28 protein-coding genes are annotated in these 25,736 nt (G+C 64.1%); 10 read left to right on the forward strand and 18 right to left on the reverse strand.

The annotated features are described in order from the left end of the window. Positions 1-83: 83 nt before the first annotated feature. A complete protein-coding gene (gene argC / locus LOY33_RS23400; protein WP_043859833.1) occupies positions 84-1,118 on the reverse strand; it encodes an N-acetyl-gamma-glutamyl-phosphate reductase in 1,035 nt (344 codons plus the stop codon). A gap of 139 nt (positions 1,119-1,257) precedes the next feature. Between argC and hemJ the strand changes: the two genes are divergently transcribed. The 8 genes from hemJ (at position 1,258) to LOY33_RS23440 (ending at position 6,611) form a co-directional block, all read left to right on the forward strand. After that, positions 1,258-1,683, forward strand: a complete 426-nt coding sequence (hemJ, locus tag LOY33_RS23405; protein ID WP_258660231.1) for a protoporphyrinogen oxidase HemJ — start codon at positions 1,258-1,260, stop codon at positions 1,681-1,683. A 22-nt stretch (positions 1,684-1,705) separates the two neighbouring features. Next, on the forward strand, positions 1,706-2,662 hold the full coding sequence (locus LOY33_RS23410) for a nitronate monooxygenase family protein (protein ID WP_258660232.1): 957 nt from the start codon (positions 1,706-1,708) through the stop codon (positions 2,660-2,662). 27 nt (positions 2,663-2,689) lie between these two features. After that, positions 2,690-3,151, forward strand: coding sequence for a DUF805 domain-containing protein (locus LOY33_RS23415; protein WP_058541845.1), 462 nt, complete (start codon positions 2,690-2,692; stop codon positions 3,149-3,151). Positions 3,152-3,223: 72 nt separating this feature from the next. Next, positions 3,224-3,997, forward strand: a complete 774-nt coding sequence (locus tag LOY33_RS23420) for an SDR family oxidoreductase (protein WP_043859830.1) — start codon at positions 3,224-3,226, stop codon at positions 3,995-3,997. 73 nt (positions 3,998-4,070) lie between these two features. Beyond that, a complete protein-coding gene (locus tag LOY33_RS23425) occupies positions 4,071-4,409 on the forward strand; it encodes a histidine triad nucleotide-binding protein (RefSeq protein ID WP_043859829.1) in 339 nt (112 codons plus the stop codon). 65 nt (positions 4,410-4,474) lie between these two features. Continuing rightward, positions 4,475-5,122, forward strand: a complete 648-nt coding sequence (coq7, locus tag LOY33_RS23430) for a 2-polyprenyl-3-methyl-6-methoxy-1,4-benzoquinone monooxygenase (protein ID WP_054915949.1) — start codon at positions 4,475-4,477, stop codon at positions 5,120-5,122. Next, positions 5,119-6,159: a DUF2157 domain-containing protein gene (locus tag LOY33_RS23435; protein WP_258662923.1), complete on the forward strand. Its 1,041-nt coding sequence runs from the start codon at positions 5,119-5,121 to the stop codon at positions 6,157-6,159. The genes coq7 and LOY33_RS23435 overlap by 4 nt, the downstream gene beginning before the upstream one ends. Further along, positions 6,156-6,611, forward strand: coding sequence for a hypothetical protein (locus tag LOY33_RS23440; RefSeq protein ID WP_196931968.1), 456 nt, complete (start codon positions 6,156-6,158; stop codon positions 6,609-6,611). The genes LOY33_RS23435 and LOY33_RS23440 overlap by 4 nt, the downstream gene beginning before the upstream one ends. A gap of 34 nt (positions 6,612-6,645) precedes the next feature. Here the strand turns inward: LOY33_RS23440 and LOY33_RS23445 are convergent, their stop codons facing one another. Further along, positions 6,646-7,068: an OsmC family protein gene (locus tag LOY33_RS23445; RefSeq protein ID WP_043859826.1), complete on the reverse strand. Its 423-nt coding sequence runs from the start codon at positions 7,066-7,068 to the stop codon at positions 6,646-6,648. A gap of 189 nt (positions 7,069-7,257) precedes the next feature. On the opposite strand from LOY33_RS23445, the gene crp reads away from it, so the two are divergent. After that, positions 7,258-7,902 (forward strand): cAMP-activated global transcriptional regulator CRP, encoded by a 645-nt coding sequence (gene crp, locus LOY33_RS23450; RefSeq protein ID WP_043859825.1) that lies wholly within the window; start codon positions 7,258-7,260, stop codon positions 7,900-7,902. On the opposite strand, the gene LOY33_RS23455 is transcribed toward crp, so the two are convergent. From LOY33_RS23455 to LOY33_RS23515, 13 genes are all read right to left on the reverse strand, one after another. Next, entirely contained in the window at positions 7,899-8,603 is a 705-nt protein-coding gene (locus tag LOY33_RS23455; protein WP_058541841.1) for a lipoyl protein ligase domain-containing protein, read from the reverse strand. The two genes, crp and LOY33_RS23455, sit on opposite strands and share 4 nt — an antisense overlap. A 52-nt stretch (positions 8,604-8,655) precedes the next feature. After that, positions 8,656-9,492: an indole-3-glycerol phosphate synthase TrpC gene (gene trpC, locus LOY33_RS23460; RefSeq protein WP_054915953.1), complete on the reverse strand. Its 837-nt coding sequence runs from the start codon at positions 9,490-9,492 to the stop codon at positions 8,656-8,658. Beyond that, a complete protein-coding gene (gene trpD, locus LOY33_RS23465; RefSeq protein WP_043863772.1) occupies positions 9,489-10,538 on the reverse strand; it encodes an anthranilate phosphoribosyltransferase in 1,050 nt (349 codons plus the stop codon). The genes trpC and trpD overlap by 4 nt, the downstream gene beginning before the upstream one ends. 12 nt (positions 10,539-10,550) lie before the next feature. After that, entirely contained in the window at positions 10,551-11,144 is a 594-nt protein-coding gene (locus tag LOY33_RS23470) for an aminodeoxychorismate/anthranilate synthase component II (RefSeq protein ID WP_043863771.1), read from the reverse strand. A 62-nt stretch (positions 11,145-11,206) separates the two neighbouring features. Next, on the reverse strand, positions 11,207-12,688 hold the full coding sequence (gene trpE / locus LOY33_RS23475; protein WP_078480903.1) for an anthranilate synthase component I: 1,482 nt from the start codon (positions 12,686-12,688) through the stop codon (positions 11,207-11,209). Between the two features lie 70 nt (positions 12,689-12,758). Beyond that, complete coding sequence (locus LOY33_RS23480; RefSeq protein ID WP_043863769.1) at positions 12,759-13,574, reverse strand: phosphoglycolate phosphatase; 816 nt, start codon at positions 13,572-13,574, stop codon at positions 12,759-12,761. Beyond that, a complete protein-coding gene (gene rpe / locus LOY33_RS23485) occupies positions 13,571-14,245 on the reverse strand; it encodes a ribulose-phosphate 3-epimerase (RefSeq protein WP_043863783.1) in 675 nt (224 codons plus the stop codon). Before rpe ends, LOY33_RS23480 begins: the two co-directional genes overlap by 4 nt. Before the next feature lie 160 nt (positions 14,246-14,405). After that, positions 14,406-15,233 carry an ABC transporter permease gene (locus tag LOY33_RS23490; protein WP_043863768.1) on the reverse strand — a complete coding sequence of 276 codons (828 nt, stop codon included), beginning with the start codon at positions 15,231-15,233 and terminating at the stop codon, positions 14,406-14,408. 11 nt (positions 15,234-15,244) lie between these two features. Beyond that, on the reverse strand, positions 15,245-16,492 hold the full coding sequence (locus tag LOY33_RS23495; RefSeq protein ID WP_043863767.1) for an ABC transporter permease: 1,248 nt from the start codon (positions 16,490-16,492) through the stop codon (positions 15,245-15,247). Between the two features lie 65 nt (positions 16,493-16,557). Then, positions 16,558-17,589, reverse strand: coding sequence for an ABC transporter substrate-binding protein (locus tag LOY33_RS23500; RefSeq protein WP_054915954.1), 1,032 nt, complete (start codon positions 17,587-17,589; stop codon positions 16,558-16,560). Positions 17,590-17,629: 40 nt separating this feature from the next. Then, the gene (locus LOY33_RS23505; RefSeq protein ID WP_043863765.1) at positions 17,630-18,754 is read right to left on the reverse strand and encodes an ABC transporter ATP-binding protein; all 1,125 of its coding nucleotides are present in this window, start codon (positions 18,752-18,754) and stop codon (positions 17,630-17,632) included. 271 nt (positions 18,755-19,025) lie between these two features. Next, positions 19,026-19,655, reverse strand: coding sequence for a response regulator transcription factor (locus LOY33_RS23510; RefSeq protein WP_043863764.1), 630 nt, complete (start codon positions 19,653-19,655; stop codon positions 19,026-19,028). Positions 19,656-19,657: 2 nt separating this feature from the next. Beyond that, positions 19,658-22,060: a PAS domain S-box protein gene (locus LOY33_RS23515; RefSeq protein WP_210014435.1), complete on the reverse strand. Its 2,403-nt coding sequence runs from the start codon at positions 22,058-22,060 to the stop codon at positions 19,658-19,660. Positions 22,061-22,154: 94 nt separating this feature from the next. On the opposite strand from LOY33_RS23515, the gene LOY33_RS23520 reads away from it, so the two are divergent. Continuing rightward, on the forward strand, positions 22,155-23,159 hold the full coding sequence (locus LOY33_RS23520; protein WP_258660238.1) for an alpha/beta hydrolase family protein: 1,005 nt from the start codon (positions 22,155-22,157) through the stop codon (positions 23,157-23,159). Here the strand turns inward: LOY33_RS23520 and LOY33_RS23525 are convergent. From LOY33_RS23525 to LOY33_RS23535, 3 genes are read right to left on the reverse strand one after another with little or no spacing between them, the layout of a single operon-like run. Continuing rightward, a complete protein-coding gene (locus LOY33_RS23525; protein WP_043863761.1) occupies positions 23,156-23,920 on the reverse strand; it encodes a TerB family tellurite resistance protein in 765 nt (254 codons plus the stop codon). The genes LOY33_RS23520 and LOY33_RS23525 overlap by 4 nt on opposite strands. 1 nt (position 23,921) lies before the next feature. Continuing rightward, on the reverse strand, positions 23,922-24,593 hold the full coding sequence (gene murU / locus LOY33_RS23530) for an N-acetylmuramate alpha-1-phosphate uridylyltransferase MurU (protein ID WP_043863760.1): 672 nt from the start codon (positions 24,591-24,593) through the stop codon (positions 23,922-23,924). After that, entirely contained in the window at positions 24,590-25,615 is a 1,026-nt protein-coding gene (locus tag LOY33_RS23535; RefSeq protein ID WP_196931969.1) for an aminoglycoside phosphotransferase family protein, read from the reverse strand. Before LOY33_RS23535 ends, murU begins: the two co-directional genes overlap by 4 nt. Positions 25,616-25,736: the final 121 nt, after the last annotated feature.

Raw genomic sequence — 25,736 nt, forward strand, 5'->3', positions numbered from 1 at the left:
GTCAACAATAGAAGCAGCGGCAGGCCGCAAGCGACAAGCGGCAAATGCCGCCCTATGCCCGCTTGCAGTCTGCCGGTTGCGCCTTAAGGCAGCAGCCCGGCGTGGGACAGGCCCATACGCTCGTCCAGACCGAACAGAATGTTCAGGTTCTGTACCGCCTGGCCCGAGGCCCCCTTCACGAGGTTGTCGATTACCGACAACACCACCACCAGATCACCCCCTTGCGGGCGATGCACGGCAATGCGGCATACGTTGGCCCCGCGCACGCTGCGGGTTTCCGGGTGGCTGCCGGCTGGCATCACGTCGACGAACGGCTCATTGGCGTAGCGTTTTTCGAACAGCGCCTGCAGGTCGACCGAGGTGTCGGCGACGGTGGCATACAAGGTCGAATGAATACCGCGGATCATCGGCGTCAGGTGAGGCACGAACGTCAGGCCCACATCACCACCGGCTGCCCGGCGCAGGCCCTGACGGATCTCGGGCAGATGGCGGTGGCCTTTCACCGCGTAGGCCTTCATGCTTTCACCGGCTTCACAGAACAGCGAGCCAACGCTGGCACCGCGGCCCGCACCACTGACCCCAGACTTGCAGTCGGCAATCAGGCGCGAGGCATCAGCAATGCCCGCTTCCAGCAACGGCAGGAACCCCAGCTGGGTCGCGGTGGGGTAGCAACCCGGCACGGCGATCAGGCGGGCGCTGCGGATCTGCTCGCGATTCACTTCCGGCAGGCCATACACCGCATCCTTGAGCAGCTCTGGCGCGCCGTGGGGCTGGCCGTACCACTGCGCCCACTCATCGGCGTCCTGCAGTCGGAAGTCGGCCGACAGGTCGATGACCTTGGTGCCGGCTGCCAGCAACTCGCCGGCCAGGGCATGGGCCACGCCGTGCGGGGTGGCGAAGAACACCACGTCACAGGCCGCCAGGGTCTTGGTGTCCGGCACGCTGAAAGCCAGGTTGTCGTAGTGGCCACGCAGGTTCGGGTACATTTCGGCCACCGGCAGGCCCGCTTCGGAACGCGAGGTGATGACTGCCACTTCAGCCTGTGGATGCTGTGCCAACAGACGCAGCAGCTCGACACCGGTGTAACCCGTGCCGCCGACGATACCGACCTTGACCATATACCTGCCCCTTTCAACGAACCGACTGGAAAACCACGGATAATATGGGCCCACAGCCTTGGTAACAACCGTTCGGGTGACGCCTGCACACACAAGCCACTACTATCTGACGACCGTGAACCTGAAGGACTACCTAAAAATGCTGTTTCTCTGGATCAAAGCCCTGCACATCGTCAGTGTCGTCTGCTGGTTTGCCGGCCTGTTCTACCTCCCTCGCCTGTTCGTCTATCACGCCCAGAGCCAGGACACCATCAGCCAGGAACGCTTCGCCACCATGGAGCGCAAGCTGTACCGCGGCATCATGGGCCCGGCAATGATCGCGACTTTCGTGTTCGGCATCTGGCTGCTCAGCCTCAACCCCGACTTCCTCAAGCAGGGCTGGATGCACGCCAAGCTGACCCTGATCATTCTGCTGACCGGCTACCATCACATGTGCGGCGCCAACGTGAAGCGCTTCGCGCGCGGCGAAAACACCCGCAGCCATGTGTACTTCCGCTGGTTCAATGAAGTGCCTGTGGTCATCCTGTTGCTCATCGTCATCCTGGTCGTGGTCAAACCGTTCTGATCCTCCACTCCGAGAGCCCGCCATGTCATTGCCCGCCCTGCTTGAACAACGCCTGCGCCTGCCCGTGGTGGTAGCGCCGATGTTCCTGATTTCCAATCCACAGCTGGTCCTGGCCTGCTGCAGCAATGGCGTGGTGGGCAGCTTCCCGGCGCTCAACCAGCGTGACAGTGCCGGCTTCAGGGCCTGGCTGGAGCAGATAGAGGCGGGCCTGGCCGGGCTCGACAACCCCGCGCCCTATGCGGTGAACCTCATCGTGCACCCCAGCAACCCGCGCCTGCAGGCCGATCTTGCGATCTGCATCGAGCACCGCGTGCCCATCGTCATCACCAGCCTGGGTGCGGCAAAGGAAGTGGTCGATGCCGTCCACGGCTATGGCGGCCTGGTGTTCCATGACGTCACCACCCGGCGCCATGCCGAGAAAGCCGCCGAGGCCGGCGTGGACGGCCTGATCGCCGTGGCGGCGGGCGCCGGTGGTCACGCCGGTACGTGGAGCCCTTTTGCCCTGATTGCCGAAATTCGCCAGTTCTTCGACAAGACGCTGCTGCTGGCAGGCTGCCTGAACCGCGGCCACGAAGTTCTGGCCGCGCAACTGCTGGGCGCGGATCTCGCGTACATGGGCACCCACTTCATTGGCAGTACCGAAAGCCAGGCGCCTGACGCCTACAAACAAATGCTGCTGGATGCCAAGGCAGCCGATATCATCCACACCGCCGCAGTGTCCGGGGTGCCGGCCAGCTTCATGCGTCAGAGCCTGGAAAATGCCGGGTTCGACCTCAACGCTCTGGGCAAGTCGGGCGAAAGCCGGCTCAAGCCACTGGATGACGAGGCCAAGGCCTGGAAGACCGTATGGTCCGCTGGCCAGGGCGTCGGCGCCATCGACACCCTGGGCACGGTTGATCAACTGATCGCTCGACTCGACCACGAATACCGCCAGGCCCAGGCCGCGGCGATCCAGCTGGGCCAGCACCTGCCTGGCTGAACCACTCTCAACGGCAAAGGAAGCCCGATGCGCGACACCTACATCAACCCCCTTCAACTGAACAACGAAAAACTCAGGGTCATGAGCGTGCGCGGCCGCATTGGCAGGGTGCGGCTACTGGCCTGGAGCCTGGTGCTGATTGGCGCAGTGTTCGGGACAGTGCTGCTGGTCGCACTGATGTCCTCGCTCTCCAAAGACCTGGCCGCCGCCATCGTGCCGATGTTGCTGGCCGCCAAGATCTTCAGCCTGGTGTTCATCGCCCGGCGCCTGAACGACCTGGGCTTCAATGGCTGGTACAGCCTGTTGACCCTGATCCCCTATTACATCGGCAACCTGGTTTTCCTGGCCCTGCTGTTGATTCCCGGCAACCCCGCCAGTAATCGTTACGGGCCGCCACCGCCCCCCAACACCAAGGCGGTTATCGTGGTGGCCTCGCTGTGGATACCGTTCATGGCGTGGGGTATCTACATGACTGCCCTCAACGGCTGACCGCAGCCTTTACCTGCTCCAGTCTGTAAACTAGGCGCCAGCCGCACCGCCCCCTGCCGATTGGAGAACTGCATGACCCGTTACGCCATGATCACCGGCGCCTCCAGTGGCCTGGGCCTGGCATTGGCCGAGGCCCTCGCGCGCCGGGGGCGCAACCTGATACTGGTGGCCCGGCAGCGCGATCTGCTGGAAAGCATCGCCCTGGAACTGACCCAGCGCTTCGGCGTGGAAGTGCTACTGCGCGCCTGCGACCTGGGCGAGCCATTGCGCCTGTCCGGCTTTCTGCTGGAGCTCGAGGAAGGCGACAGACAGATCGACCTGCTGGTCAACTGCGCCGGCATCCGCACCTACGGGCACTTCCTGGCCCAGGAATGGGGCGACGAGCAGGACATCATCGAGGTCAACATCCTCGCCCTCACCCGCCTGTGCCATGCGCTGGGCAACGCGATGGCGGTGCAGGGTGGCGGGCAGATCCTCAATGTCGCGTCGCTGGCCGCCTTCGCCCCCGGCCCCTGGATGACCACCTATGCGGCGAGCAAGGCTTATGTGCTGCATTTTTCCGAAGGCCTGCGCGAGGAACTCAAGCAGACCGGTATCAAGGTTTCGGTGTTATGCCCCGGCCCGGTTCGATCGCCGCTGCGGCGCATCCCCCGGCTGGACAACGGCAACCGCTGCATGAGCCCCGAGGAAGTGGCCCTGTACACCGTGCGCGCACTGGAAAAGAACCGCGCACTGATCATCCCCGGTCGGCGCAACCGCTGGCTGGCCGCCAGCCCGCGTTGGCTGTCGCGCTGGCTTGCGCGCAAGCTGGCCGGCGCAATCAACCGGGCCTACTGCCCACGCTGAAGCGAATCGGCACTGGGCGAGCAAGCGGCGCCTGAGTACACTCAAGCCCGAACCCCACCATGGAGCAAGCGTTGTGGAAACTCTGTTCACCAAGATCATCAACCGGGAGATTCCGGCCAGGATCATCTACGAGGACGACCAGGTTCTGGCCTTCCACGATATCGCCCCCCAGGCGCCGGTGCACTTTCTGGTCATCCCGAAAAAGCCGATCCGCACCCTCAACGACCTCACCGAAGAAGACAAAGGTCTGGCCGGTCATATCCTGTTCACCGCCCAGCGACTGGCCAAGGAACTGGGTTGCGAGGACGGTTTCCGCGTGGTGATGAACTGCAACGAGCAGGGTGGGCAGACCGTCTACCACATCCACATGCACGTGCTCGGCCAGCGCCAGATGACCTGGCCGCCGGGCTGATCCAACGCAAGCCCTGTCATCTGGATTGGGTTAAACTGTCGGGCACATTCTTGCGGAGGTGCCCGATGGCTACCGAACGTCACTATTCGCCGCTCGACCGCTTGTTGCTGCAGGCCGATACCGCCATGCGCACCTTGCTCCCCTTCAGCGGCCAACCGTCCCGCCCGTCGCCTGCGATCATCCAGCCAGACGCCGACCTGAGCGACGACCAGACCCGCCACGTCGCCGGCCTGATGCGCATCAACCACACCGGTGAAGTCTGTGCCCAGGCGCTGTACCAGGGCCAGGCCCTGACTGCCAAGCTGCCGCAGGTACGCAAGGCGATGGAACATGCCGCCGAGGAAGAAATCGACCACCTGGCCTGGTGCGAGCAGCGCATCCGCCAACTGGGCAGCCACCCGAGCGTTCTCAACCCGCTGTTCTATGGCATGTCGTTCGGCATCGGCGCTGTCGCCGGCCTGATCAGCGACAAGGTCAGCCTCGGTTTCGTCGCGGCTACCGAGCACCAGGTGTGCAAGCACCTGGACGAGCACCTGGAACAGATCCCGGCCGAGGACGAAAAGTCCCGCGCAATCCTCGAACAGATGCGCGTTGATGAAGAGCAGCACGCCGAGTCGGCACTGGATGCCGGCGGCTTTCGCTTCCCCGCACCGGTCAAGTTCGGCATGAGCCTGATGGCCAAGGTCATGACCAAGAGCACCTATCGAATCTGATGGAACACTTCGATGCCAGGGACCTGGCCCGCGCCGTCGATGCCGGCGTACTGAACCCGGGCCAGGACAAGGCCCTGCTTGAATTCCTCAAGCGCCAGCCCGCACAACGGCCCAGCTTCCAGCTGGCCCATGTCGCGTTCTACTTCGGCGCCCTGCTGATCATGGGGGCCATGGGCTGGCTGCTGAGCGAGGCCTGGATGCGCATCGGCGACAGCGCACTGCTGCTGATCGCGCTGGCCTACATGGCCGTGTTGACCGGCGGTGGCCTGGCACTTCAGCGACGCGGCCAGCGTATTCCTGCCGGTCTGCTGGCAGCGGTGGCGGTCAGCATCGTACCGCTGGCGGTGTTCGCCCTCGAGCGCCTTACCGGCTTCTGGCCCCTGGACGATACCCAGACTCACTACCACAGCTACTACACCTACGTGCAGGGCGGCTGGCTGCTGATGGAAGCGGCCACCGTGATCGCCGGCCTGCTGATGCTTCGCCTGATCCCCTTCCCGTTCATCGTGATGCCCATCGCCGTGGCGCTGTGGTTCATGTCGATGGACCTGACCGAGTGGATCTACGGCGAGCCGTTCAACTGGGCGCAACGCCAGAAGGTTTCGCTTTGGTTCGGCCTCGGTCTGTTGCTGGTGTTCCTCGGCATCGATGGCCGAACCCGCGAGGACTATGCGTTCTGGGGTTATCTGGCCGGGCTGCTGGCCTTCTGGGGCGGGCTGACCTCGATGGACAGTGACAGCGAGTTCGGCAAGGCGCTGTACTGCCTGATCAACCTGGGGCTGATGGCGGTCGCCGTGCTGCTGCGCCGGCCATTGTTCATGGTGTTCGGGGCCATGGGCGTTTCGGCCTACCTTGGCTACCTGTCGTATGACGTATTCGCCAACTCGCTGCTGTTCCCGGTAGTGCTGAGCATGATCGGCCTGGGGGTCATCGGCCTTGGCCTGCTCTACCAGAAGCATCGCGAACGTCTGAGTACAAACCTTCGCGCACTGCTGCCGAACGGCCTGCTCGACCTGTTGCCGGGGCTTCGTCGATGAGGGTGCGCCTGCTGCTGATTCGAGCGCTGCAAAGCATGGGGTTGGTGCTGGTGGGCTACCTGTTCATCTTGGCGATGACCGCAAGCCTGCGCGAAACGCCCTTCAGCATGTCGCTGCCCTATCTCGGCGATTCCGACAACAGCGCGCTGGATCTGGCGCTGTTCTGTGTACCAGGAATGCTGCTGTTCGTGTTGCTGGGCAGCATCATCCGCCGGCGCCGCGTATTGGGCGGCGTGTTTGCTGCCGTTGCGGCCGTCAGTGCCTGGCTGCTGTGTGAGTTGTTCTCCACCGCGTTCGGCAATACCTGGAGCACAAGCGAAGTACTCGGGCTGCTGGTGCTGAACCTGCACTGGTGGTTGCTGGCGCTGGTACCGGGGCTGATGCTGCTGTTTGCGCTGGAGCGCTTCGCCAGCAAGGCTGGCTCCTACAAGGGAAGCGGCATCCGCCTGTAGGAGCCGGCGTTACCGGCGAATGGCCACGCAACGATCAACCCAGCTCGACAATCTCGTAGGCGTGGGTGATCTCGACCCCGGCGCGCCCCAGCATGATCGATGCCGAGCAGTACTTCTCGGCCGACAACTCCACCGCGCGCTTGACTTGGGCCTCCTTCAGGCCGCGGCCCTTGACCACAAAGCGCAGATGAATCTTTGTGAACACCTTGGGGTCCTCGTCGGCCCGCTCGGCCTCGAGAAACGCCTCGCAACTCTCTACCGCCTGGCGCGATTTCTTCAGAATGCTCACCACGTCGAAATTGCTGCAGCCACCCAGGCCCAGCAGGAGCATCTCCATCGGCCGCACGCCCAGGTTGCGCCCACCACTCTCGGGTGGACCATCCATGACCACTACATGGCCACTGCCCGATTCGCCAAGAAACATGGCTTCGCCTGCCCACTGGATACGCGCCTTCATCACCCGGATTCCCTTGCTTTGAAAAAGGCTGTCAGCTTAGACCTTGCGCGCACGTGCGAAAAGGCTAAGCGTTCGAGTAAATATGCCGATACACCTACAGGCGTCTGATAAGCTGGCGCCAAACTGCTGGCACCCGCGCCCAGCGGTCGACAAGAATGCCCACGCGTCGCGTCTTTCCAGGATTCAGCCATGGTTGCAACAACCCTTCCAGCCAAGATCAAGAACATCGACAAGTTGCTCGCCCACTGCCAGCGTCGCCGCTTTGCAGCCAAGAACAACATCATCTGCGCTGGTGATCGGGCCGATACCCTGTCGTTCATCGTCAAGGGCTCGGTGACCATCCTGATCGAGGACGAGGAAGGCCGCGAGATGATCATCGCCTACCTCAACAGTGGTGATTTTTTCGGTGAGCTGGGCCTGTTCGAACCTATCGGCAAGGAACACCAGCGCAGCGCCTGGGTACGCGCCAAGACCGAATGCGAAGTGGCTGAAATCAGCTACGAGAAATTCCGTGAACTGGCCCGCCAGGACCAGGACATCCTTTACGCCCTGGGCAGCCAGATGGCCCAGCGCCTGCGCAACACCACGCAGAAGGTCGGCGACCTGGCGTTTTTCGACGTGACCGGTCGGGTGGCCCGCTGCCTGCTGGAGCTGTGCAAGCAGCCCGATGCCATGACCCACCCCGACGGCATGCAGATCAAGATCACCCGCCAGGAAATCGGCCGCATCGTCGGCTGCTCGCGAGAGATGGTCGGCCGCGTGCTAAAGGACCTCGAAGAACGTAACCTGGTGCATGTCAAAGGCAAGACCATGGTGGTCTTCGGCACCCGTTAATCGCGCTCGATCGCCGCGATCACCTGCGAGTAGGCCTGTTCCAGGCGCGCCAGCAGCGGTGCCTGGGGCACCACTTCATGCAGGGCGATATGACTGTCGGCGCGGCAGCGCTGCTCAAGCTCGCAACATTCATTGAAGCGATTGACTGCCGCCACCATCGACTCGCGCTCGTTGTCCAGCAGCAAGGCGCCATGCACCAGCACCACCGGGCGCTTGCCGCCCAGGCCCTGACGCCAGCGCTGCGCCGTGCCGACCAGCTTGCGACCATTGAGGTTGACGTTGTAGCGCCCATCGCAGAACGCCCCCTCGATCTCCCCCACCGACGCCAGCCCGCCCCATTCGCGCAGCACCTCGCAAAGCGGCAGGCACAGCCGCTCGTAGGCCTTCTCGATACGACCGTGATCACCCTCGCTGCGCGGCGCCACATACACCAACGCGATATTGATTGTCGCAGCCGACTGCGGCACTGGCTCACCGCCGGTCTCGCGCAGCAGCACCGGCCAGCCGGCAACGGCCAATTCGGTGCAGGCGGCCTCGAAACCTTCCAGCCGGCTCATGCGCCGCGGCATCACCAGCGCGCGGTCCGTCGGCTGCCAGAACAGCAGGCCATGTTGCTTTTCGCCCTTGCACACAGCCGCCAGCAGGTCCTGCTCGGCCTGCAGGCCCGCCTCCACCGTCACCGCAACAGCTTGTTCAGTCATCACACCCACCTTGTCGATACAAAAAAGCCGGCAACGCCGGCTTCAGTGTGGATCAGTCCAGGCCTTGCGCCGGGTTGTGCACCACGCGCTCGGGGAAGAACAGGCGCTGCAGTTCCAGCCCCGGGTGCTCGGCACGCATGAACGCTTCGCCCACCAGGAACGAGTAGACCTCGTTGATCTCCATCAGCTCGACGTCTGCCCGATTGAAAATGCCACTTTCGGTGATTGCCAGGCGATCACGCGGGATGCGCGGCAGCAGGTCGAGGGTGGTTTCCAGGCTCACCTCGAAGGTGTGCAGGTTGCGGTTGTTCACGCCCACCAGCGGTGTATCCAGGGTTTTCAGCGCACGCTCCAGCTCGTCGCCGTCGTGCACTTCGACCAATACATCCAGCCCTACGCTCTTCGCCGTGGCCGCCAGCTCGGCCATCTTCACGTCATCCAGTGCCGAGACGATCAGCAGCACGCAATCGGCACCCAGCGCACGGGCCTCGACGATCTGATAAGGATCGATCATGAAGTCCTTGCGGATCACCGGCAACGTGCACGCGGCGCGCGCCTGCTGCAGGTATGCATCGGCGCCCTGGAAGTAATCGATATCGGTAAGCACCGACAGGCAGGTGGCCCCGCCCTTTTCATAACTGACGGCAATGTCGGCCGGCACGAAGTCTTCGCGAATCACGCCCTTGCTCGGCGATGCCTTCTTGATCTCGGCGATCACTGCCGGCTGCTTGCGCTTTGCCTGCTCGATCAGCGCATTGGCGAACCCGCGCGGCGCATCGGCGACGGCCGCCAGGCGCTCGAGTTCAGCCAGGCTGACGCGGGCACTGCGCTCGGCCACTTCCTGAACCTTGCGCGCCAGGATGTTTTCCAGAACCGTCGGTACGCTCACTCTTCATTCTCCTGCTTGAATACCGCGGTAAAGGCGCCCAGCTCTTCGAGCTTTTCTCGCGCCAGCCCGGTGTGCAGTGCATCGTGGGCCAGCTCGACGCCTTGCTTGAGGCTCATGGCATGGTCGGCGGCATACAGCGCAGCGCCGGCATTGAGCACGATCATTTCTGCCGCCTTCTGACCGTTTTCGGTCTTGCGGCGCCCCAGGGCATCGCGAATCAGCTCCAGCGACGCGGCCGGGCTGTCTACCGCCAGGCCGTGCAGGCTCTGGCTCTTCATGCCCAGGTCTTCGGGTTCTACCCAGTACTCGGTGATTTCGCCGTTCTTCAGTTCCGCAACGAAGGTCGGTGCGGCCAGGCTGAATTCGTCCAGGCCGTCCTTGGAGTGCACCACCAGCACATGCTTGCTGCCCAGGCGTTGCAGCACCTCGGCCAGCGGCCGGCACAATGCCTGGGTGAACACGCCGACCACCTGGTGCCTGACCCCGGCCGGATTCGTAAGCGGGCCGAGCATGTTGAACAGCGTGCGCAGCCCCAGGTCACGACGCGGGGCGGCGGCATATTTCATCGCCTTGTGGTGGGTCTGGGCGAACATGAAGCCGATACCGACGCTGTCGATGCAACGCGCGACCTGCACCGGCGTCAGGTTCAGGTAGATACCGGCGGCCTCGAGCAGGTCGGCGCTGCCGCTCTTGCCCGATACCGCACGGTTGCCGTGCTTGGCCACGGTGCAGCCGGCAGCGGCCACGACAAATGCCGAGGCGGTGGAAACGTTGAAGATATTGGCGCCGTCGCCTCCGGTACCGACCACATCGACCACCTGGTCCAGGGTCTGCAGTTGTACCTGGTCGGCCAGCTCGCGCATTACCGATACCGCACCGACGATCTCGTCGATGCTTTCGCTCTTCATGCGCATGCCCATCATGAAGGCGCCGATCTGCGCCTCGCTGCACTGGCCGGTCATGATCTCGCGCATCACATCGCGCATTTCCTCGGTGCTCAGGTCCAGGTGACCGACGATGCGGCCCAGCGCGCTCTTGATATCCATGGTGTCAAATCCTTAGCGGCGGCCGCCGGTCTGCTTGAGGAAGTTGGCGAACAGCTCGTGGCCCTGCTCGGTGAGTATCGACTCGGGGTGGAACTGCACCCCTTCGATGTTCAGTGTCTTGTGACGCAGGCCCATGATCTCGTCGACCGAGCCGTCGTCCAGGGTGGTCCAGGCAGTCACTTCCAAGCACTCGGGCAGCGTTTCGCGCTTGACCACCAGGGAATGGTAGCGGGTCACCGTCAACGGGTTGTTCAAGCCTGCGAACACACCCTGGTCGATGTGCGACACGGGGCTGGTCTTGCCGTGCATCACCTGGCGCGCCCGTACCACATCACCGCCAAAGGCCTGGCCGATGGACTGGTGGCCCAGGCACACGCCCAGGATCGGCAGCTTGCCGGCAAAGTGCAGGATGGCTTGGAGCGATACACCGGCCTCGGTCGGGGTGCACGGGCCAGGAGACACCACAATGCGCTCGGGTTGCAGTGCCTCGATCTGGGCGATGGTCAGTTCGTCATTGCGAATGACCTTGACCTCTGCACCCAGCTCGCCGAAGTACTGCACGACGTTGTAGGTAAAGGAGTCGTAGTTGTCGATCATCAGTAACATCTGGGTCAACCTCTTGAGTCTGGCGACTCTGAATTCTGTGTTGCGCCGCAGCGGCGCCCTTCTCAGCTGAGCGGTGTCTGTTCAGCCAAGGCTACCGCGCGGAACATCGCCCGACGCTTGTTGATGGTTTCTTCCCACTCCAGCGCCGGCACCGAGTCGGCGACGATGCCGCCACCAGCCTGCACATGCAGCTCACCGTCCTTGATCACGGCGGTGCGGATGGCAATGGCGGTGTCCATGTTGCCGTTCCAGGCCAGGTAGCCGACGGCGCCGCCGTACACGCCACGCTTGACCGGCTCCAGCTCGTCGATGATTTCCATGGCGCGGATCTTCGGCGCCCCCGACAGGGTACCGGCGGGCAGAATGGCGCGCAGCGCGTCCATCGCGCTCAGGCCCTGCTTGAGCTGGCCGGTGACGTTGGACACGATGTGCATCACGTTGGAGTAACGCTCGATCACCATCTTCTCGGTGACCTTGACCGAACCGGTCTCGGAAACGCGACCGGTGTCGTTGCGGCCCAGGTCGATCAGCATCAGGTGCTCGGCGATCTCCTTGGCGTCCGACAGCAGGTCCTGCTCCAGCGCTCGGTCGGCCTCCTCGTTGGCACCACGCGGCCGGGTGCCGGCGATCGGGCGCACGGTGACCAGGTTGTCTTCGACCCGCACCAGCACTTCCGGCGAGCTGCCCACCACATGGAAGTCGCCGAAGTTGAAGAAGTACATGTACGGCGTGGGGTTGAAGCAGCGCAACGCGCGGTACAGGTCGATGGGCGCGGCCTTGAAGTCGATGGACATGCGCTGCGAGGGCACCACCTGCATGCAGTCGCCGGCCAGGATGTACTCCTTGACGGTATCGACGGCGCGTTCGTAGTCGGCTTGGGTGAAGCTTGAGCGAAACTCCGGCTCAGCAGCCAGAGGGCCACCCAGGGCCAGGCCGCGACGCGGGGCGATCGGCTGGCGCAGTTGTTCGAGCAGTTCTTCAAGACGCGCCAGGCCATTCTCGTAGGCGTTGTCCTGGGCGGGGTCGGCCAGCACGATGGCGTGCATCTTGCCGGCCAGGTTGTCGAACACCACCACGGCGTCCGACACCATCAGCAGAATGTCCGGCACGCCCAGCGGATCGGGATTCGGGCACTTGCCCAGGCGCTTCTCTACATAGCGCACGCAGTCGTAGCCGAAATACCCCACCAGGCCACCGTTGAAGCGCGGCAGGCCGTCGATGGTCGGTACGTTGTAGCGTTCCTTGAACGCCTCGACGAAGGCCAGCGGGTCTTCGACTTCATGCTGCTCGATCTCGACACCGTCATGGGTGATGCGCACCTGATGGTCATGCACGCGCAACACGGTGCGACATGGCAGGCCGATGATCGAATAACGCCCCCACTTCTCGCCGCCCTGCACCGACTCGAGCAGGTAGGAGTTGGGCTGGTCGGCCAGTTTCAGGTAGATCGACAGCGGCGTGTCGAAGTCGGCCAGGGTTTCGCAGGCCAGGGGAATGCGGTTGTAGCCGGCAGCGGCCAGGCGCAGGAATTCTTCGCGGGTCATGATAGCCTCGTGGCAATGGGGCAATAGGTCGTACAGGCAAACGCGCCGGATCAGGCCGGCCAGAAAAAAGTCAGGCGCGCCAACGCCAACGGGCCAGGGCCTTGATGACTTTCATCCAGAGTTTGCCGGGTGCCACCACGATGGAATCTCTATCAGGGGGGGATTGATCGTCCGACATTAGCTCAGTGGCCGAATCTAAGCAACCAGGCAGCAGCGCGCGCAGGTCATCGATCACCAGCGCGGGCGACTCCTCGCTGATCGGGCGGCCATGGTTGTAGCCGTAGCTGAGCGCCACGCATTGCACCCCTGCCGCCCGGGACGCCAGCACATCACTGCGCGAGTCGCCCACGAACAGCGCCTGGGCCGGCGCCACGTTGGCCATCTGCATCACGAACAGCAATGCGGCGGGGTCGGGTTTCTTCTGCGGCAGGGTGTCGCCGCCGATGATCCAGCGAAAGTATCGCCCGATCTTCATCTGGTCCAGCAAGGGAGCGACGAAGCGCTCCGGCTTGTTGGTGATCAGGGCCATTTCCACGCCCTGCTTGTGCAGCCACTTGAGGGTGTCACGCACGCCGGGGTAGACCACCGTCAATTCATGGTTGTCGGCATAGGCCTGCATGAACAGCTCGAGCCCGCGCGCGGCCTCATCGTCGTCCACCCCGGCATGCTCGATGCTGCCGGCCAGGGCGCGGCGCACCAGCACCTGCACGCCATTACCGACCCATTCGCGCACGGCGGCGACACCGGCGGGCTGGCGCCCCATTTCGAGCAGCATGTGATCCACGGCGGCCGCCAGGTCCGGCACCGAATCGATCAGGGTGCCATCCAGGTCGAACATCACCAGCTTGGGCAGGCCCCCGGGGAACAGCTGCTCGAAGCCGCTCATGGGCGGGCCAGGGCCAGTTCGGCGTGCATCCTGGCGATCACCTCTTTGTAGTCCGGGGCATTGAAGATCGCCGAGCCGGCCACGAAGGTGTCGGCGCCAGCAGCGGCGATTTCACGGATATTGTTGACGTTGACCCCACCGTCGATCTCCAGACGGATATCACGCCCGCTGGCATCGATCAGCGCGCGGGCTTCGCGCAGCTTGTCGAGGGTGGCCGGAATGAACTTCTGGCCGCCAAAGCCCGGGTTGACGCTCATGAGCAGGATCATGTCGACCTTGTCCATCACGTACTTGAGCGCATCCAGCGAGGCAGCCGGGTTGAACACAAGGCCCGCCTTGCAGCCGCCGTCACGGATCAGCTGCAGCGAGCGATCGACGTGAAGGGTGGCGTCGGGGTGGAAGGTGATGTAGGTGGCGCCGGCTTCGATGAAGTCGCCGATGATGCGGTCCACCGGGGTGACCATCAGGTGTGCGTCGATCGGCGCGGTCACGCCGTACTTGCGCAGGGCGCTGCACACCATCGGACCGATGGTCAGGTTGGGAACGTAGTGGTTGTCCATCACGTCGAAGTGGACGATGTCGGCGCCGGCTTCGAGCACCTTGTCGACTTCTTCGCCCAGGCGGGCAAAGTCGGCTGAGAGGATGGAGGGGGCAATAGCGTAGGGCTGCATGGCGCACCTGTTGGGCAGAATCACGGTGGCGCGCATTGTACCTCAGGCAAACCGTCAGGGGCTGACTGGCATCAAGCCTGGATCAGGATCGGTGGTGCCCACTTCGCCGGCAAGGCCGGCTCCTACAGGAGCCAGCCCTGCCGGCGAAGGGTCGTCTGTTTCAGCCCGGCTGTTGGGTACGCAGCTTCTCGCCACGCCCGCGCAGCCATTCCAGGGTCAGCAACAGCACCACCGAGAACGCGATCAGCAAGGTCGCCGCTGCAGCAATGGTCGGGCTCAGGTTCTCGCGGATACCGCTGAACATCTGGCGTGGCAGCGTGGCCTGCTCCGGCCCGGCGAGGAACAGCGTCACCACCACCTCGTCGAACGATGTCGCGAAGGCGAACAGGGCCCCCGAGATCACACCCGGGGCGATCAGCGGCAGGGTCACCCGGCGGAACGTGGTGACCGGCGAGGCGCCCAGGCTGGCCGCAGCCCGTACCAGGTTGTGGTTGAAGCCTTGCAGGGTGGCCGACACCGTGATGATCACGAACGGTACACCCAGCACCGCATGCACCAGAATCAGCGAGGTGAAGCTGTTGCCCAGGCCCAGCGGGGCGAAGAACAGGTAGCTGGCCACACCGATGATCACCACCGGTACTACCATCGGCGAGATCACCAGCGCCATCACCAGCGATTTGCCGGGGAAGTCGCCACGGGTCAGGCCGATCGAGGCCAGGGTGCCGAACACCATCGCCAGCAGCGTCGCCGCCGGGGCCACGATGATGCTGTTCTTGAGGGCGCGCATCCACTCGGCCGAACCGAAGAAGTCTTGGTACCACTGCAGCGAGAAGCCTTGCAGCGGATACACCAGGAAGCTCCCCGAGTTGAACGACAACGGGATGATCACCAGTACCGGCAACACCAGGAACAGCAGCACCAGCCCGCAAAGGATGCGCAAACTGTAGTACCAGACCCGTTCGACGGGCGACATGTAAGGGCTCAGCATGACAACGCTCCTCAGCTCAGACGCAGGCGGCTTGCGCCAACCAGCCAGCTATAGATCAGGTACAACAGCACGGTGGCCAGCAACAGCAACCCGCCCAGCGCGGTGGCCATGCCCCAGTTGATGCTGGTGTTGGTGTAGAAGGCGACAAAGTAGCTGACCATCTGGTCGTTCGGGCTGCCCAGCAGTGCCGGGGTGATGTAGTAGCCGATCGCCAGGATGAACACCAGCAGGCAACCTGCGCCGACGCCGGCATAGGTCTGCGGCAGGTACACCCGCCAGAAGCTGGCGAACGGATGGCAACCCAGGGAGATCGCCGCACGCATGTAGGTCGGGGAAATGCCCTTCATCACGCTGTAAATCGGCAAAATCATGAACGGCAGCAGAATGTGGACCATCGAGATGTACACGCCGGTACGGTTGAACACCAGTTCCATCGGCTTGTCGATCAGCCCCAGCGCCATCAGGCCGCTGTTGATCAGCCCCCCGGACTGGAGCAGCACGATCCACGCCGCCACCCGCACCAGGATCGAGGTCCAGAACGGCAGCAACACCAGGATCATCAGCAGGTTGCTCTGCCGGGTCGGCAGGTTGGCCAGCAGGTAGGCCAGCGGGTACGCCAACGCCAGGCAGATGACGGTGATCACCAGGCCCATCCACAGGGTGCGGGCAAAGATGTCGAGGTAGATGGCCTGGTCCGGGGTGGTCGGCGCCAGCTCGCCCAGGTCATCGATACGGTGGTCCACCGAGGCCAGCAGGTAGAACGGCGTCACGCTGCTGGTGTTGCGGCGGATCGCCTGCCAGTAGGCCGGGTCGCCCCAACGCTCGTCCAGCTCCTGCAACGCATCCTTGTAGGATTGCGGCTCGGTCTTGAACGGCAGGGCCCGGGCAGTCTTGGCCAGCAGGCTGCGGTAGCCGGCCAGCTCCATGTTCAGACGCTTGGAAACATCGCCCAGGGTCTGGTTCTTGCGCGATTCGGCGAGGTCTTCGCTGAGGGCCTTGTACACGTCCTCGCCAGGCAGGCTCTTGCCGTCCCATTCAGCCACCGCGGCGACGGTGCGCGGCAAGCCGCCAACCACCTCGGGGTTGCCGACGCTCTTGTACAGCAGCGCGGCGATCGGCACGATGAAAACCAGCAGCAGAAACACTGCCAGCGGTGCGATCAATGCTTTTGCCTTCCAGCGGTTGACGCGTTCAGCACGCGCCAGGCGCTTCTTGAGGTTGGAACCTGCGCCTTCGTTCAGGGGCACTGCGATGGCCATAGCGAACTCCGAAAATCTTGGAAACAAGAGGCGTCAGCACGATGCCGACGCCCCATTGGCACGGCTTACTTGGCCGCCCAGGCGTTGAAGCGTTGTTCCAGCTGCTCGCTGTTGTCAGCCCAGAACACCACGTCGATCTGCACCTGATTGGCGATGTTCTCCGGCGTGGTCGGCATGTCCTTCTTGACCTCGTCCGTCAGCAACGCCACGGCCTTGCTGTTGGCCGGACCGTAGGCGATGTTCGAGGAGAACACCTTCTGCTGCTCGGGCTGGATCGAGAAGGCGATGAACTTCTTGGCGTCCTCGAGGTTTTTCGCGCCCTTCGGAATGGCCCAGGCATCGAAGTCGTAGATACCGCCGTTCCATACCACCTTCAGGTTGCTTTCCTTCTGCACCGCAGCGATGCGACCGTTGTAGGCCGAGCTCATCACCACGTCGCCCGAGGCCAGGTACTGCGGCGGCTGTGCACCTGCTTCCCACCACTGGATGTTTGGCTTGAGGGCGTCGAGCTTCTTGAAGGCGCGGTCCTGGCCTTCCTTGGTGCCCAGCACCTTGTAGACGTCTTTAGGTGCCACACCGTCGGCCATCAGCGCGAATTCCAGGGTGTACTTGGCACCCTTGCGCAGGCCGCGCTTGCCCGGGAATTTCTGGGTATCCCAGAAATCCGCCCAGCTGGTGGGCGCAGTCTTGAGTTTGTCGGCGTTGTAGGCCATGACGGTCGACCACACGAAGAAGCCCACGCCACACGGCTGGATGGCGCCGGCCACATAGTCGGACTCATCGCCGAACAGGGCCGGGTCGAGCTGCTCGAACATGCCTTCGTCACAACCGCGGGCCAGTTCCGGCGACTCCACCTCCACCAGGTTCCAGCTCACGCTCTTGGTGTCGACCATGGCCTTGACCTTGGCCATTTCACCGTTGTAGTCGGCGGGGATGATCTTGCCGTTGCCGGCCTTTTCCCACGGCTCGTAGAACGCCTTGACCTGGGCGGCCTTGTTGGCCCCCCCGAATGCGACCACGGTCAGGTCGGCGGCGATGGCCTGGCTTGCTGCGAACAGGCCCAGGGTCAGAGCGGTCAGCTTCAAGTGTTTGTTCATTATTGTTCTCTCCGCGTTGCTGGGATGGGTGAGGCGATCCTCACTGGGCTTCCAGAATAGGATCGAGTGCGCGACCGTGCTCGACCTCCCAGCCCAGTGGCACCACATCGCCCACGGCCAGGGCCGGGTCGAGTTCGGCGATGGGTTGCTTCACGAAGAAGTCCGCCTTGCCGCACACTTCCAGACGCACCCGCACGTGGTCGCCCAGGTAGATGAATTCGGCCACCCGCCCAGAGAAGCGGTTGACGCAGCTTTCGCTGTGACCGTTCAGGCGCACGCGCTCCGGACGGATCGACAGGGTGACCGGCTCGCCCGGCTGGCCGACGTTGACGGCCAGTGCCTCGACCTTCTCGCCACGGGGCAGCGCCACCAGGCAGCGATCGCCGGTCTGGCTGAGCAGGCGCCCGTTGATACGGTTGTTCTCGCCGATGAAGTTGGCCACGAAGGTATTCTTCGGCTCTTCATACAGGGTGCGCGGGTCGGCGATCTGCTGGATCTCGCCCTGGTGGAACACGGCCACGCGGTCGGACATGGTCAGCGCTTCGCCCTGGTCGTGGGTCACGTAGACCACGGTCACGCCCAGACGCTGGTGCAGGTGCTTGATTTCCATCTGCATGTGTTCGCGCAGCTGCTTGTCGAGGGCGCCGAGGGGTTCGTCCATCAGTACCAGTTGCGGTTCGAACACCAGGGCGCGAGCCAGCGCAACACGCTGCTGCTGGCCGCCGGAAAGCTGGCCGGGGTAGCGCTGGGCGAAGGTTTCGAGCTGCACCATGTTCAGCACGCGCTTGACCCGCTCGCTGATGTCGGTCTTGCTCAGGTTGCGCACGCTCAGCGGGAAGGCCAGGTTCTCGGCCACGGTCATGTGCGGGAACAACGCATAGTTCTGGAACACCATGCCGATGTCGCGCTTGTGCGGCGGCACGTTGTTGATCGAACGCCCGTCCAGCAGGATCTCGCCGGCGGTAGGGGTTTCGAACCCTGCCAGCATCATCAGGCTGGTGGTCTTGCCCGAGCCCGAGGGGCCGAGCAGGGTCAGGAACTCGCCTTTGCGAATATCCAGATTCAGGTCTTTGACGATCAGCGACTCGCCGTCGTAGCTCTTCTGCACACCACGGAAGCTGACCAGCACTTCGCCGGTTGCAGCGTTCGAATTCACCTCACTCATACCTGCACCTTCTTGTTGGATGACTGCTGTGACCCAAGACTAGAGAAGGCAGAAGGTGGCGCAAATCGGGGGTGCTGAGAGAATGCCATCAGCCGGATGGAAACTTGCGGGTAGGGATTGTCCTACAAGGGTGGCGTTTTCAGACAACGTTGATAGCCGTGCTGCCCCCTTCGCTGGCAAGCCAGCCCCCACAAGGTTTGTCGGTACACGCCGAACCTGTGGCGGCTGGCTTGCCAGCGAAGGGATCAACCCGATGTCGTTTTTGGAACACTCACACCAGCTTGTGCTCCATCGCATACTTCACCAGCTCCGCCAGCGAAGTCACATTCAGCTTCTGCATCAGGCGCGCCTTGTGGGTGCTGATGGTCTTGTTGCTCAGCGCCAGCTGCTGGGCAATGTCGTTGACGTTCGCCCCCTGGGCCAACCGTTCGAACACCGAGAACTCGCGCTCCGACAGCATCGAGTGCAGGGGGCGCGAATCCGTCAGCCCCACCTCGAACACCATGCGGTCGGCCAGGTCCGGATCGATGTAGCGCCCGCCCCCCGCCACCCGGCGAATCGCGGTCAGCAGCAGCGCCGGATCACTGTCCTTGGTCGCGTACCCCGCCGCGCCGATCTTCAGCGCCCGCGCCGCCATCTGCGCTTCGTCATGCATCGACAGCACCAGGATCGCCGGCGGCGCGCTCAACGCGCGAATTCGCGGTATCGCCTCCAGCCCGTTCACCCCCGGCATCGAGATATCCAGCAACACCACCTCGCATTCGGTGTGGCGCAAGGCTTCGAGCAACTGCTCGCCATTGCCGGCCTCGCCCACCACCTGCATGTCCTTGGCCAGGCCGATCAACTGCTTGATGCCCTCACGCACGATGGTGTGGTCTTCGGCAACCAATACTCGAATCACTGTCAGCTCCTGTCGTTGTTCAGGGGGATGCGTACGCTCAACGTGGTGCCCTCGCCCGGTTCGCTGTCCAGGCGCATGCTGCCGCCCAGCATCAGCACGCGCTCGCGCATGCCCACCAGGCCGAACGAGGTCGGGCGCTGGTCACTCTGCACGAAACCCACGCCGTCGTCGCTGATGGTCAGGCACAGCATCGCACCGTCCAGGCCCAGGTTGATCTGCACAGTATGCGCGTGGGCGTGGCGCATAACGTTGGTCAGGGCCTCCTGCAGAATGCGGAACAGGCTGGTGGCCTTGGCGTCGCTGAGCGGCGGCAGGTTGTCCGGTACCTCGACCAGGCACGGGATCTGCGTGCGGGCCTCGAAACGTCGGGCCTGCCACTCGATGGCCGAGGCAATGCCGGCATCCAGAATCGGCGGGCGCAAGGCCGTGGCGACGTCGCGCACCAGCTGGAACAGCTGCGCGATCAGGCGCTTCATGCTGCCCAGGCGCTCGTTCAGGCCCGGGTCCAGCCCGGCATAGGCCAGCTCGCACATCGAGGTTTCCAGCTTGAGCACGGTCAGCATCTGCCCGAGCTCATCATGCACCTCGCGGGCGATCCGCGCTTTCTCTTCCTCGCGCACGCTCTCCAGGTGCGCCGACAGTTCGCGCAGTTGCTCCTGGGAGCGCGCCAGTTCCAGCTCGGCGCGCTTGCTCTGGCTGATGTCCCATACCACCCCGTCCCACACCACGCGGCCGTCGCGCAGATTGCGGGTACTGGCCTTGATGTCGGCCCAGCGCTGCTCACCCTGGCGCGTGACGATGCGGCCCTGCCACGACCAGTCCTGGTCGGTGGCCAGCGCCTGGTCCTGCACGCGGTGATAGTCGGCGCGGTCTTCGCTGTGCACCAGGTTGCGCAAGCCCATGTCCGGGTGCTGCAGTTCGATGGGCGAGTAGCCGACCAGGGCCTCGCTGCCTTCGCTGATATAGGGGAACTCCAGGTCGCCGATCGCCGGGTTGCGCTCCAGCCGGAACACCAGCCCCGGCACGTTGCCTGCAATGCCCTTGAGCCGCGCCTCGCTCTCGCGCAGCGCCGCCAGGGCACGGCGGCGCTCGGTGACGTCATTGATGAACACCACCAGGTATTCGGCATCGCGAAAGCGCAAGAAGCTCAACGACACATCCACCGGTACCAGGCTGCCATCGGCGCGCAGGCACTGGGTCTCGAAGCGCTGCGCCGCCTCGTCGCTGGCCCGTGCGCGCTTCCACAGGTCCAGCCAGCGGTCCATGTGCAGGTTGGGCTCGATATCGATCAGCGGGCGATCGTTCAGCGCCCCCGAGGTATAGCCGAGCATGCTTTCGACCGCGCGGTTGGCGTAGCGCACATGGCTGTCCCAATGCACCCACAGGATGCCCACGGTGCTCTGGTCGAGGGAGAACTGGCTCAGGCGCAGCGCCTCTTCGCGGGCCAGGCGCTTGGCGATGTTTTCCCGCGCAGCCAGCAGGTTCAGCTCCAACTGCTGTTGCTGGCGTCGCTGCCAGATCACGATGAAGACGCAACTGAAGAACAGCGCCGCGAACAGCAACGCCAGGTTCTGCCAGAACCCCGGTGACTCGCTCAGGCGCGGGTAGCGGGGTTGCAGCCAGCGGTTGTGCAATTGCTCCAGGTCCTTGGCCGGGATGGCCTGCAGGCCGACCTCGATGATGTCGGCCAGTATCGGCCAGTCACGCCGCGAGCCCACCCGCAGCAACTGCGGCAAACCGATGTCGCCCACCACCACCAGATCGCTGAATTCGTTCTCGCGCGACAACCGGCTCAACTGCGCTTCATCCAGCACCGCGTAGCGCACCTGCTCGCTGAGCAACAGCTGCAAGGCCTGGCGCTCGGCCGGCACGCCTTGAAGATTCAGGTTGGAATAGGTCGCGCGCAGATAGTCGGCCAGTGAACTGGGCATGCGCACTGCCACCCGCTCGTTTTCGGCAAGCCGCTCCAGGTCCACTGCCATTGAGCCGTTGCGCGGGCCCACGATCAACTGCGGTACGCGCATGTAGGGGTCGCTGAACAACCAGCGACGCAGGCTGGCCGGGGTCTGGGTCAGCCCTGGCGCCAGGTCGATCTCGCCGCCGGCCAGGGCATGTTCGAGCGCGGCCTGGTCGGGGAAGTTGCGCCACGTCAGGTCCAGGTCCAATGCCCTGCCCAGCCAGTTCATCAGCTCGACGTTGACACCCGACAGCTGCTGCAGGCGTCGGTCGAACTGCGCGAACGGGGCCTGCAACACCAGGCCCACCCGCAAGCTGCGGTGCTGGTCGAGCCATTGCTGTTGCGCCGGGTCCAGGCGTACCGCAGCCGGTACGGATGCCTGCTCCGCGTTCGCCATAAAGGGCCAGCACAAGCAGCCGATAAACAACAGGCAGCGCAAACGCATCATCTTGAATCTCGTCAATGAAGGGACCGCCATCGAACATGGCCGTCGTCGACAAATACCATTAGGCTGCCGGTATCACTCTGGCCTGGATCGATCAATGTTCGTACTCAAACGCACGGCGCTTTCGGCGCTATGCCTGTCCTTGATACTACCTTGTACCGCACAAGTTCTGGCGCAGGAAACGCCGGCCGCCGACGCCGATGCCGCGCCGGCCACGCGCCAGGCGCTGCCCGAGCGCAGCCAGGAAGACGCCCAGGCCCTGGAGCGGCAAGTGCCCAAGGACGAGCAGCAAACCCTGCAGGCCGGCAGCGACAGCTTCCTGGCCCTGTGGAAACCTGCCAACACCCCGGCACCCGAAGGCGTGGTGATCATCGTCCCGGGTGCCGGCGAGAGCGCCGACTGGCCACGCACCGTCGGCCCCCTGCGGCGCAAGTTCCCCGATGCAAAGTGGGCCAGTCTGAGCCTGAGCCTGCCGGATCTGCTGGCCGAGAGCCCGGTGGCCCGCAAGGAAACCCCGGCACCGCCCCCGCAACCGGACAAGGACGTGAAGGGCGCACCGGCCAAGGCCACGCCGGCCGATGCCAATGCCAACATCGCCCAGGCCACCGCAGCAGAAACCGAAAACAGCGAAAGCGCCGAAGCGCCCGCCAGTACCGATCCGGCGGCCAGTGAAAAGGCCGACGCCGAGCGCATCTTCGCCCGCCTGGATGCCGCCGTCGCCTACGCACAGCAGCAGAACGCACGCAGCGTGGTGCTGCTGGGCAGCGGCAGCGGTGCCTACTGGTCAGCCCGTTACATCAGCGAACGGCAACCGCCGCAGGTGCAAAAGCTGGTGATGGTCGCTTCGCAGAACCCGGCCCGCGTCGAACACAGCCTCGACAGCCTGGCCGCCACGCTCAAGCTGCCGATCGCCGACTTCTACTATGCCAACCAGGCCGGCGCCAGGCAGGCGGCCGTGAACCGCCTGCAGGCCAGCAAGCGACTCAAGGACAGCAGCTACCACCAGGTCGCCCTGACGGCCATGCCCGGCAACCAGGCTGCCGAGCAGGAGCAACTGTTCCGCCGCATTCGCGGCTGGCTGAGCCCGCAAGCGGTCGACTAGAAGCCGCGCCGCTTGCGTACCACCGCGTAGGCCTGATGCAGGTCCCGGGTACGCTCGGTGGCGTCGCGCACCTGCGCCGGACTCGCGCCGCTACCCACCAGCTTGTCCGGATGATGCCGGCTGAGCAGGCGCCGGTAGGCCTGCTTGACCTGTACAGGCTCGGTCTCGGGTAACACCCCCAGCAAGCGCAGGGCCTCGGGATAGCTGATGCCCTGATTGCCCAGGGCCGCCCGGTGCGGCTCGTAGTCGCTGGCCAATGCCTGCACCCGGGTCGTCGACCAGCCCAGCTGCTGCCCCCACTGCATCAGCAGTTCGCGCTCGTGACGCCCTACCCGGCCATCGGCCCAGACCATGCGCCAGCAGGCACGCAGCAAGCCTTCGGCAGCATGGGGTTGCTGCTTGAGGCGACGCAGGTGCGGATGCAGGCGCTCGCTGCCGCTCTTGCCCCGGTTGAATGCGGCAATCGCGCGCAGACGTGCCGGTTCGCTCATCTCCAGGCGCTGCATTTCCTGACGCGCCTGCTGGATATGTCCGTCGACCACCCGCCCTTCACTCTTGGCCAGGCGCCCAAGCAGCACGAACAGCACTTCGTCGTCGCGCAGCACCGCGCGCCCGCCCAGACGCTCGCGCAGGTGCGCCCAACTGTGCAGTTGCAGACGGCGGTCCATCGCCTGACCGAGCAATGCCCCCAGCAACGCCCCTGGAATGCTGGCGATGGCAAAACCCGCTCCGGCACCAATCACTGTGCTCGGCCACAACATGTCAGCGGCGCTCGGCGAGCAGGCGCTCGACTTCGGCAAGGCGTTCAAGGGTACCGACATCCACCCACTGGCCAGTGAAATGCTCCCCACTGACCAGGCCCTTGGCCATCGCCTGGCGAAACAGCGGTGCCAGCTTGAAGGCGCCGGCCTGGCAACCGTCGAACAGTTCCGGGTGCAGCACGGCGATCCCGCTGTAGGTCAAGGTCGGCGAAACCGCGTCGGCATCCTTGACCTGCCCGGCCTGCAGGCGGAAATCACCTTTGCCGTGATGGCCCGGGTTGTCCACCAGCACCAGGTGCGCCAGCCCGGACAGCGACGCAGGCAGGCGGCTGAAGTCGTACTCGGTCCAGATGTCGCCGTTGATCAGCGCAAAAGGCGCGTCGCCAAGCAGCGGCAGCGCCTTGTAGATCCCGCCACCGGTTTCCAGTGGTTCGCCTTCGGCGGAATAGCGGATGCTCAGGCCCAGTTGCGCGCCATCGCCCAGGTGCTCTTCGATCTGCTGCCCCAGCCAGGCATGATTGATCACCACCTCGGTGAAGCCCGCCCTCGCCAGGGCGCGCAGGTGATACTCGATCAACGGCACGCCGGCCACCGGCACCAGTGGCTTGGGTGTATGCAGGGTCAGCGGGCGCATGCGCTCGCCCTTGCCTGCGGCCAGAATCATCGCCTTCATGCGCGCGCCCCGCCTGCGGCCTGCAGGCTGTCGATCAGTTCATCCAGCTCGGCCAGCTCAGGGCGGCGGGCGATCACTTCATCTATATAAGCAAAGAACCGCGGCACATCGGCCAGGTAGCGCGGCTTGCCGTCACGGTGGCAGATGCGCGCGAAGATGCCGATCACCTTGAGGTGGCGCTGCACGCCCATCAGGTCGCTGGCACGCTGGAAGTCCTCGAAATCGGCCTGCACCGGTACGCCCAGAGCCTGCGCCCGCTGCCAGTAGTCCTTGAGCCAGCCCTCTACCCGTGCCTGCGGCCAACTGAGGAAGGCGTCCTTGAACAGACAGGTGATGTCGTAGGTCACCGGGCCGTACACCGCATCCTGGAAATCCAGCACGCCCGGGTTGGGCACACTCTGCATCAGGTTGCGCGGCATGTAGTCACGGTGCACCAGCACCTTGGGCTGGGCCAGGGCGCTGTCGATCAGCAGGCTGCTGATGCGTTGCCAGGCCGCCTGCTGCTCATTATTCATCTGCAGGCCCAGTTCACGGCCCACGTACCACTCTGGGAACAGCTCCAGCTCGCGGCGCAGCAGGGCCACGTCATAACTGGGCAACGGCGCCTGCATCGGCAGTTGCTGGAAGGCCAGCAGCGCCTGAATGGCATCGTCGAACAGGCCATCGGCGTTGTCGCTGGTGATCACATCGAGGTAGGTGTGGTTGCCCAGATCACTCAGCAGCAGGAAGCCGCGCTCGAGATCCTGAGCGTGAATTTGCGGCACATTGACCTCGGCGCTGGCCAATAAATGAGCAATTTCCACAAAAGGCCGGCAGTTTTCCTGCGGCGGCGGGGCATCCATCACAATAAAACTGCGTCCTTCGGCGGCCCAGCGGAAGTAGCGGCGAAAGCTCGCGTCGCTGCTGGCAGCGGTCAGGCAGCCCGCTGGAACCGGACCCCAGCCCTGTTTATGGAAAAGATTTGCCAGCTGTTCGGCCAGCCATACATTCAGGTGTTGCAGGCGTACATCATGTTCGGGCATTACATGGGTCTCCGACGGCCCTAGCCGTCAAGCGGGTCATGCTTTATTATCCAGCATCTTTTTCAGACCATCGAGAGGCGTGCGGCCCCACACGCGGGCAGATGGCACGCAGGAAGCCCGG

Source organism: Pseudomonas sp. B21-036 (assembly GCF_024748925.1).
GTDB lineage: Bacteria > Pseudomonadota > Gammaproteobacteria > Pseudomonadales > Pseudomonadaceae > Aquipseudomonas > Aquipseudomonas palmensis.

Excerpts from the sequence above, each read along its gene's own strand:
- argC (WP_043859833.1), bottom strand. The coding sequence starts at position 1,118 with ATGGTCAAGGTCGGTATCGTCGGCGGCACGGGTTACACCGGTGTCGAG.
- hemJ (WP_258660231.1), top strand. The coding sequence starts at position 1,258 with ATGCTGTTTCTCTGGATCAAAGCCCTGCACATCGTCAGTGTCGTCTGC.
- LOY33_RS23410 (WP_258660232.1), top strand. The coding sequence starts at position 1,706 with ATGTCATTGCCCGCCCTGCTTGAACAACGCCTGCGCCTGCCCGTGGTG.
- LOY33_RS23415 (WP_058541845.1), top strand. The coding sequence starts at position 2,690 with ATGCGCGACACCTACATCAACCCCCTTCAACTGAACAACGAAAAACTC.
- LOY33_RS23420 (WP_043859830.1), top strand. The coding sequence starts at position 3,224 with ATGACCCGTTACGCCATGATCACCGGCGCCTCCAGTGGCCTGGGCCTG.
- coq7 (WP_054915949.1), top strand. The coding sequence starts at position 4,475 with ATGGCTACCGAACGTCACTATTCGCCGCTCGACCGCTTGTTGCTGCAG.
- LOY33_RS23440 (WP_196931968.1), top strand. The coding sequence starts at position 6,156 with ATGAGGGTGCGCCTGCTGCTGATTCGAGCGCTGCAAAGCATGGGGTTG.
- LOY33_RS23445 (WP_043859826.1), bottom strand. The coding sequence starts at position 7,068 with ATGAAGGCGCGTATCCAGTGGGCAGGCGAAGCCATGTTTCTTGGCGAA.
- crp (WP_043859825.1), top strand. The coding sequence starts at position 7,258 with ATGGTTGCAACAACCCTTCCAGCCAAGATCAAGAACATCGACAAGTTG.
- LOY33_RS23455 (WP_058541841.1), bottom strand. The coding sequence starts at position 8,603 with ATGACTGAACAAGCTGTTGCGGTGACGGTGGAGGCGGGCCTGCAGGCC.
- trpD (WP_043863772.1), bottom strand. The coding sequence starts at position 10,538 with ATGGATATCAAGAGCGCGCTGGGCCGCATCGTCGGTCACCTGGACCTG.
- LOY33_RS23470 (WP_043863771.1), bottom strand. The coding sequence starts at position 11,144 with ATGTTACTGATGATCGACAACTACGACTCCTTTACCTACAACGTCGTG.
- trpE (WP_078480903.1), bottom strand. The coding sequence starts at position 12,688 with ATGACCCGCGAAGAATTCCTGCGCCTGGCCGCTGCCGGCTACAACCGC.
- LOY33_RS23480 (WP_043863769.1), bottom strand. The coding sequence starts at position 13,574 with ATGAGCGGCTTCGAGCAGCTGTTCCCCGGGGGCCTGCCCAAGCTGGTG.
- rpe (WP_043863783.1), bottom strand. The coding sequence starts at position 14,245 with ATGCAGCCCTACGCTATTGCCCCCTCCATCCTCTCAGCCGACTTTGCC.
- LOY33_RS23490 (WP_043863768.1), bottom strand. The coding sequence starts at position 15,233 with ATGCTGAGCCCTTACATGTCGCCCGTCGAACGGGTCTGGTACTACAGT.
- LOY33_RS23495 (WP_043863767.1), bottom strand. The coding sequence starts at position 16,492 with ATGGCCATCGCAGTGCCCCTGAACGAAGGCGCAGGTTCCAACCTCAAG.
- LOY33_RS23500 (WP_054915954.1), bottom strand. The coding sequence starts at position 17,589 with ATGAACAAACACTTGAAGCTGACCGCTCTGACCCTGGGCCTGTTCGCA.
- LOY33_RS23505 (WP_043863765.1), bottom strand. The coding sequence starts at position 18,754 with ATGAGTGAGGTGAATTCGAACGCTGCAACCGGCGAAGTGCTGGTCAGC.
- LOY33_RS23515 (WP_210014435.1), bottom strand. The coding sequence starts at position 22,060 with ATGATGCGTTTGCGCTGCCTGTTGTTTATCGGCTGCTTGTGCTGGCCC.
- LOY33_RS23520 (WP_258660238.1), top strand. The coding sequence starts at position 22,155 with ATGTTCGTACTCAAACGCACGGCGCTTTCGGCGCTATGCCTGTCCTTG.
- LOY33_RS23525 (WP_043863761.1), bottom strand. The coding sequence starts at position 23,920 with ATGTTGTGGCCGAGCACAGTGATTGGTGCCGGAGCGGGTTTTGCCATC.
- murU (WP_043863760.1), bottom strand. The coding sequence starts at position 24,593 with ATGAAGGCGATGATTCTGGCCGCAGGCAAGGGCGAGCGCATGCGCCCG.
- LOY33_RS23535 (WP_196931969.1), bottom strand. The coding sequence starts at position 25,615 with ATGCCCGAACATGATGTACGCCTGCAACACCTGAATGTATGGCTGGCC.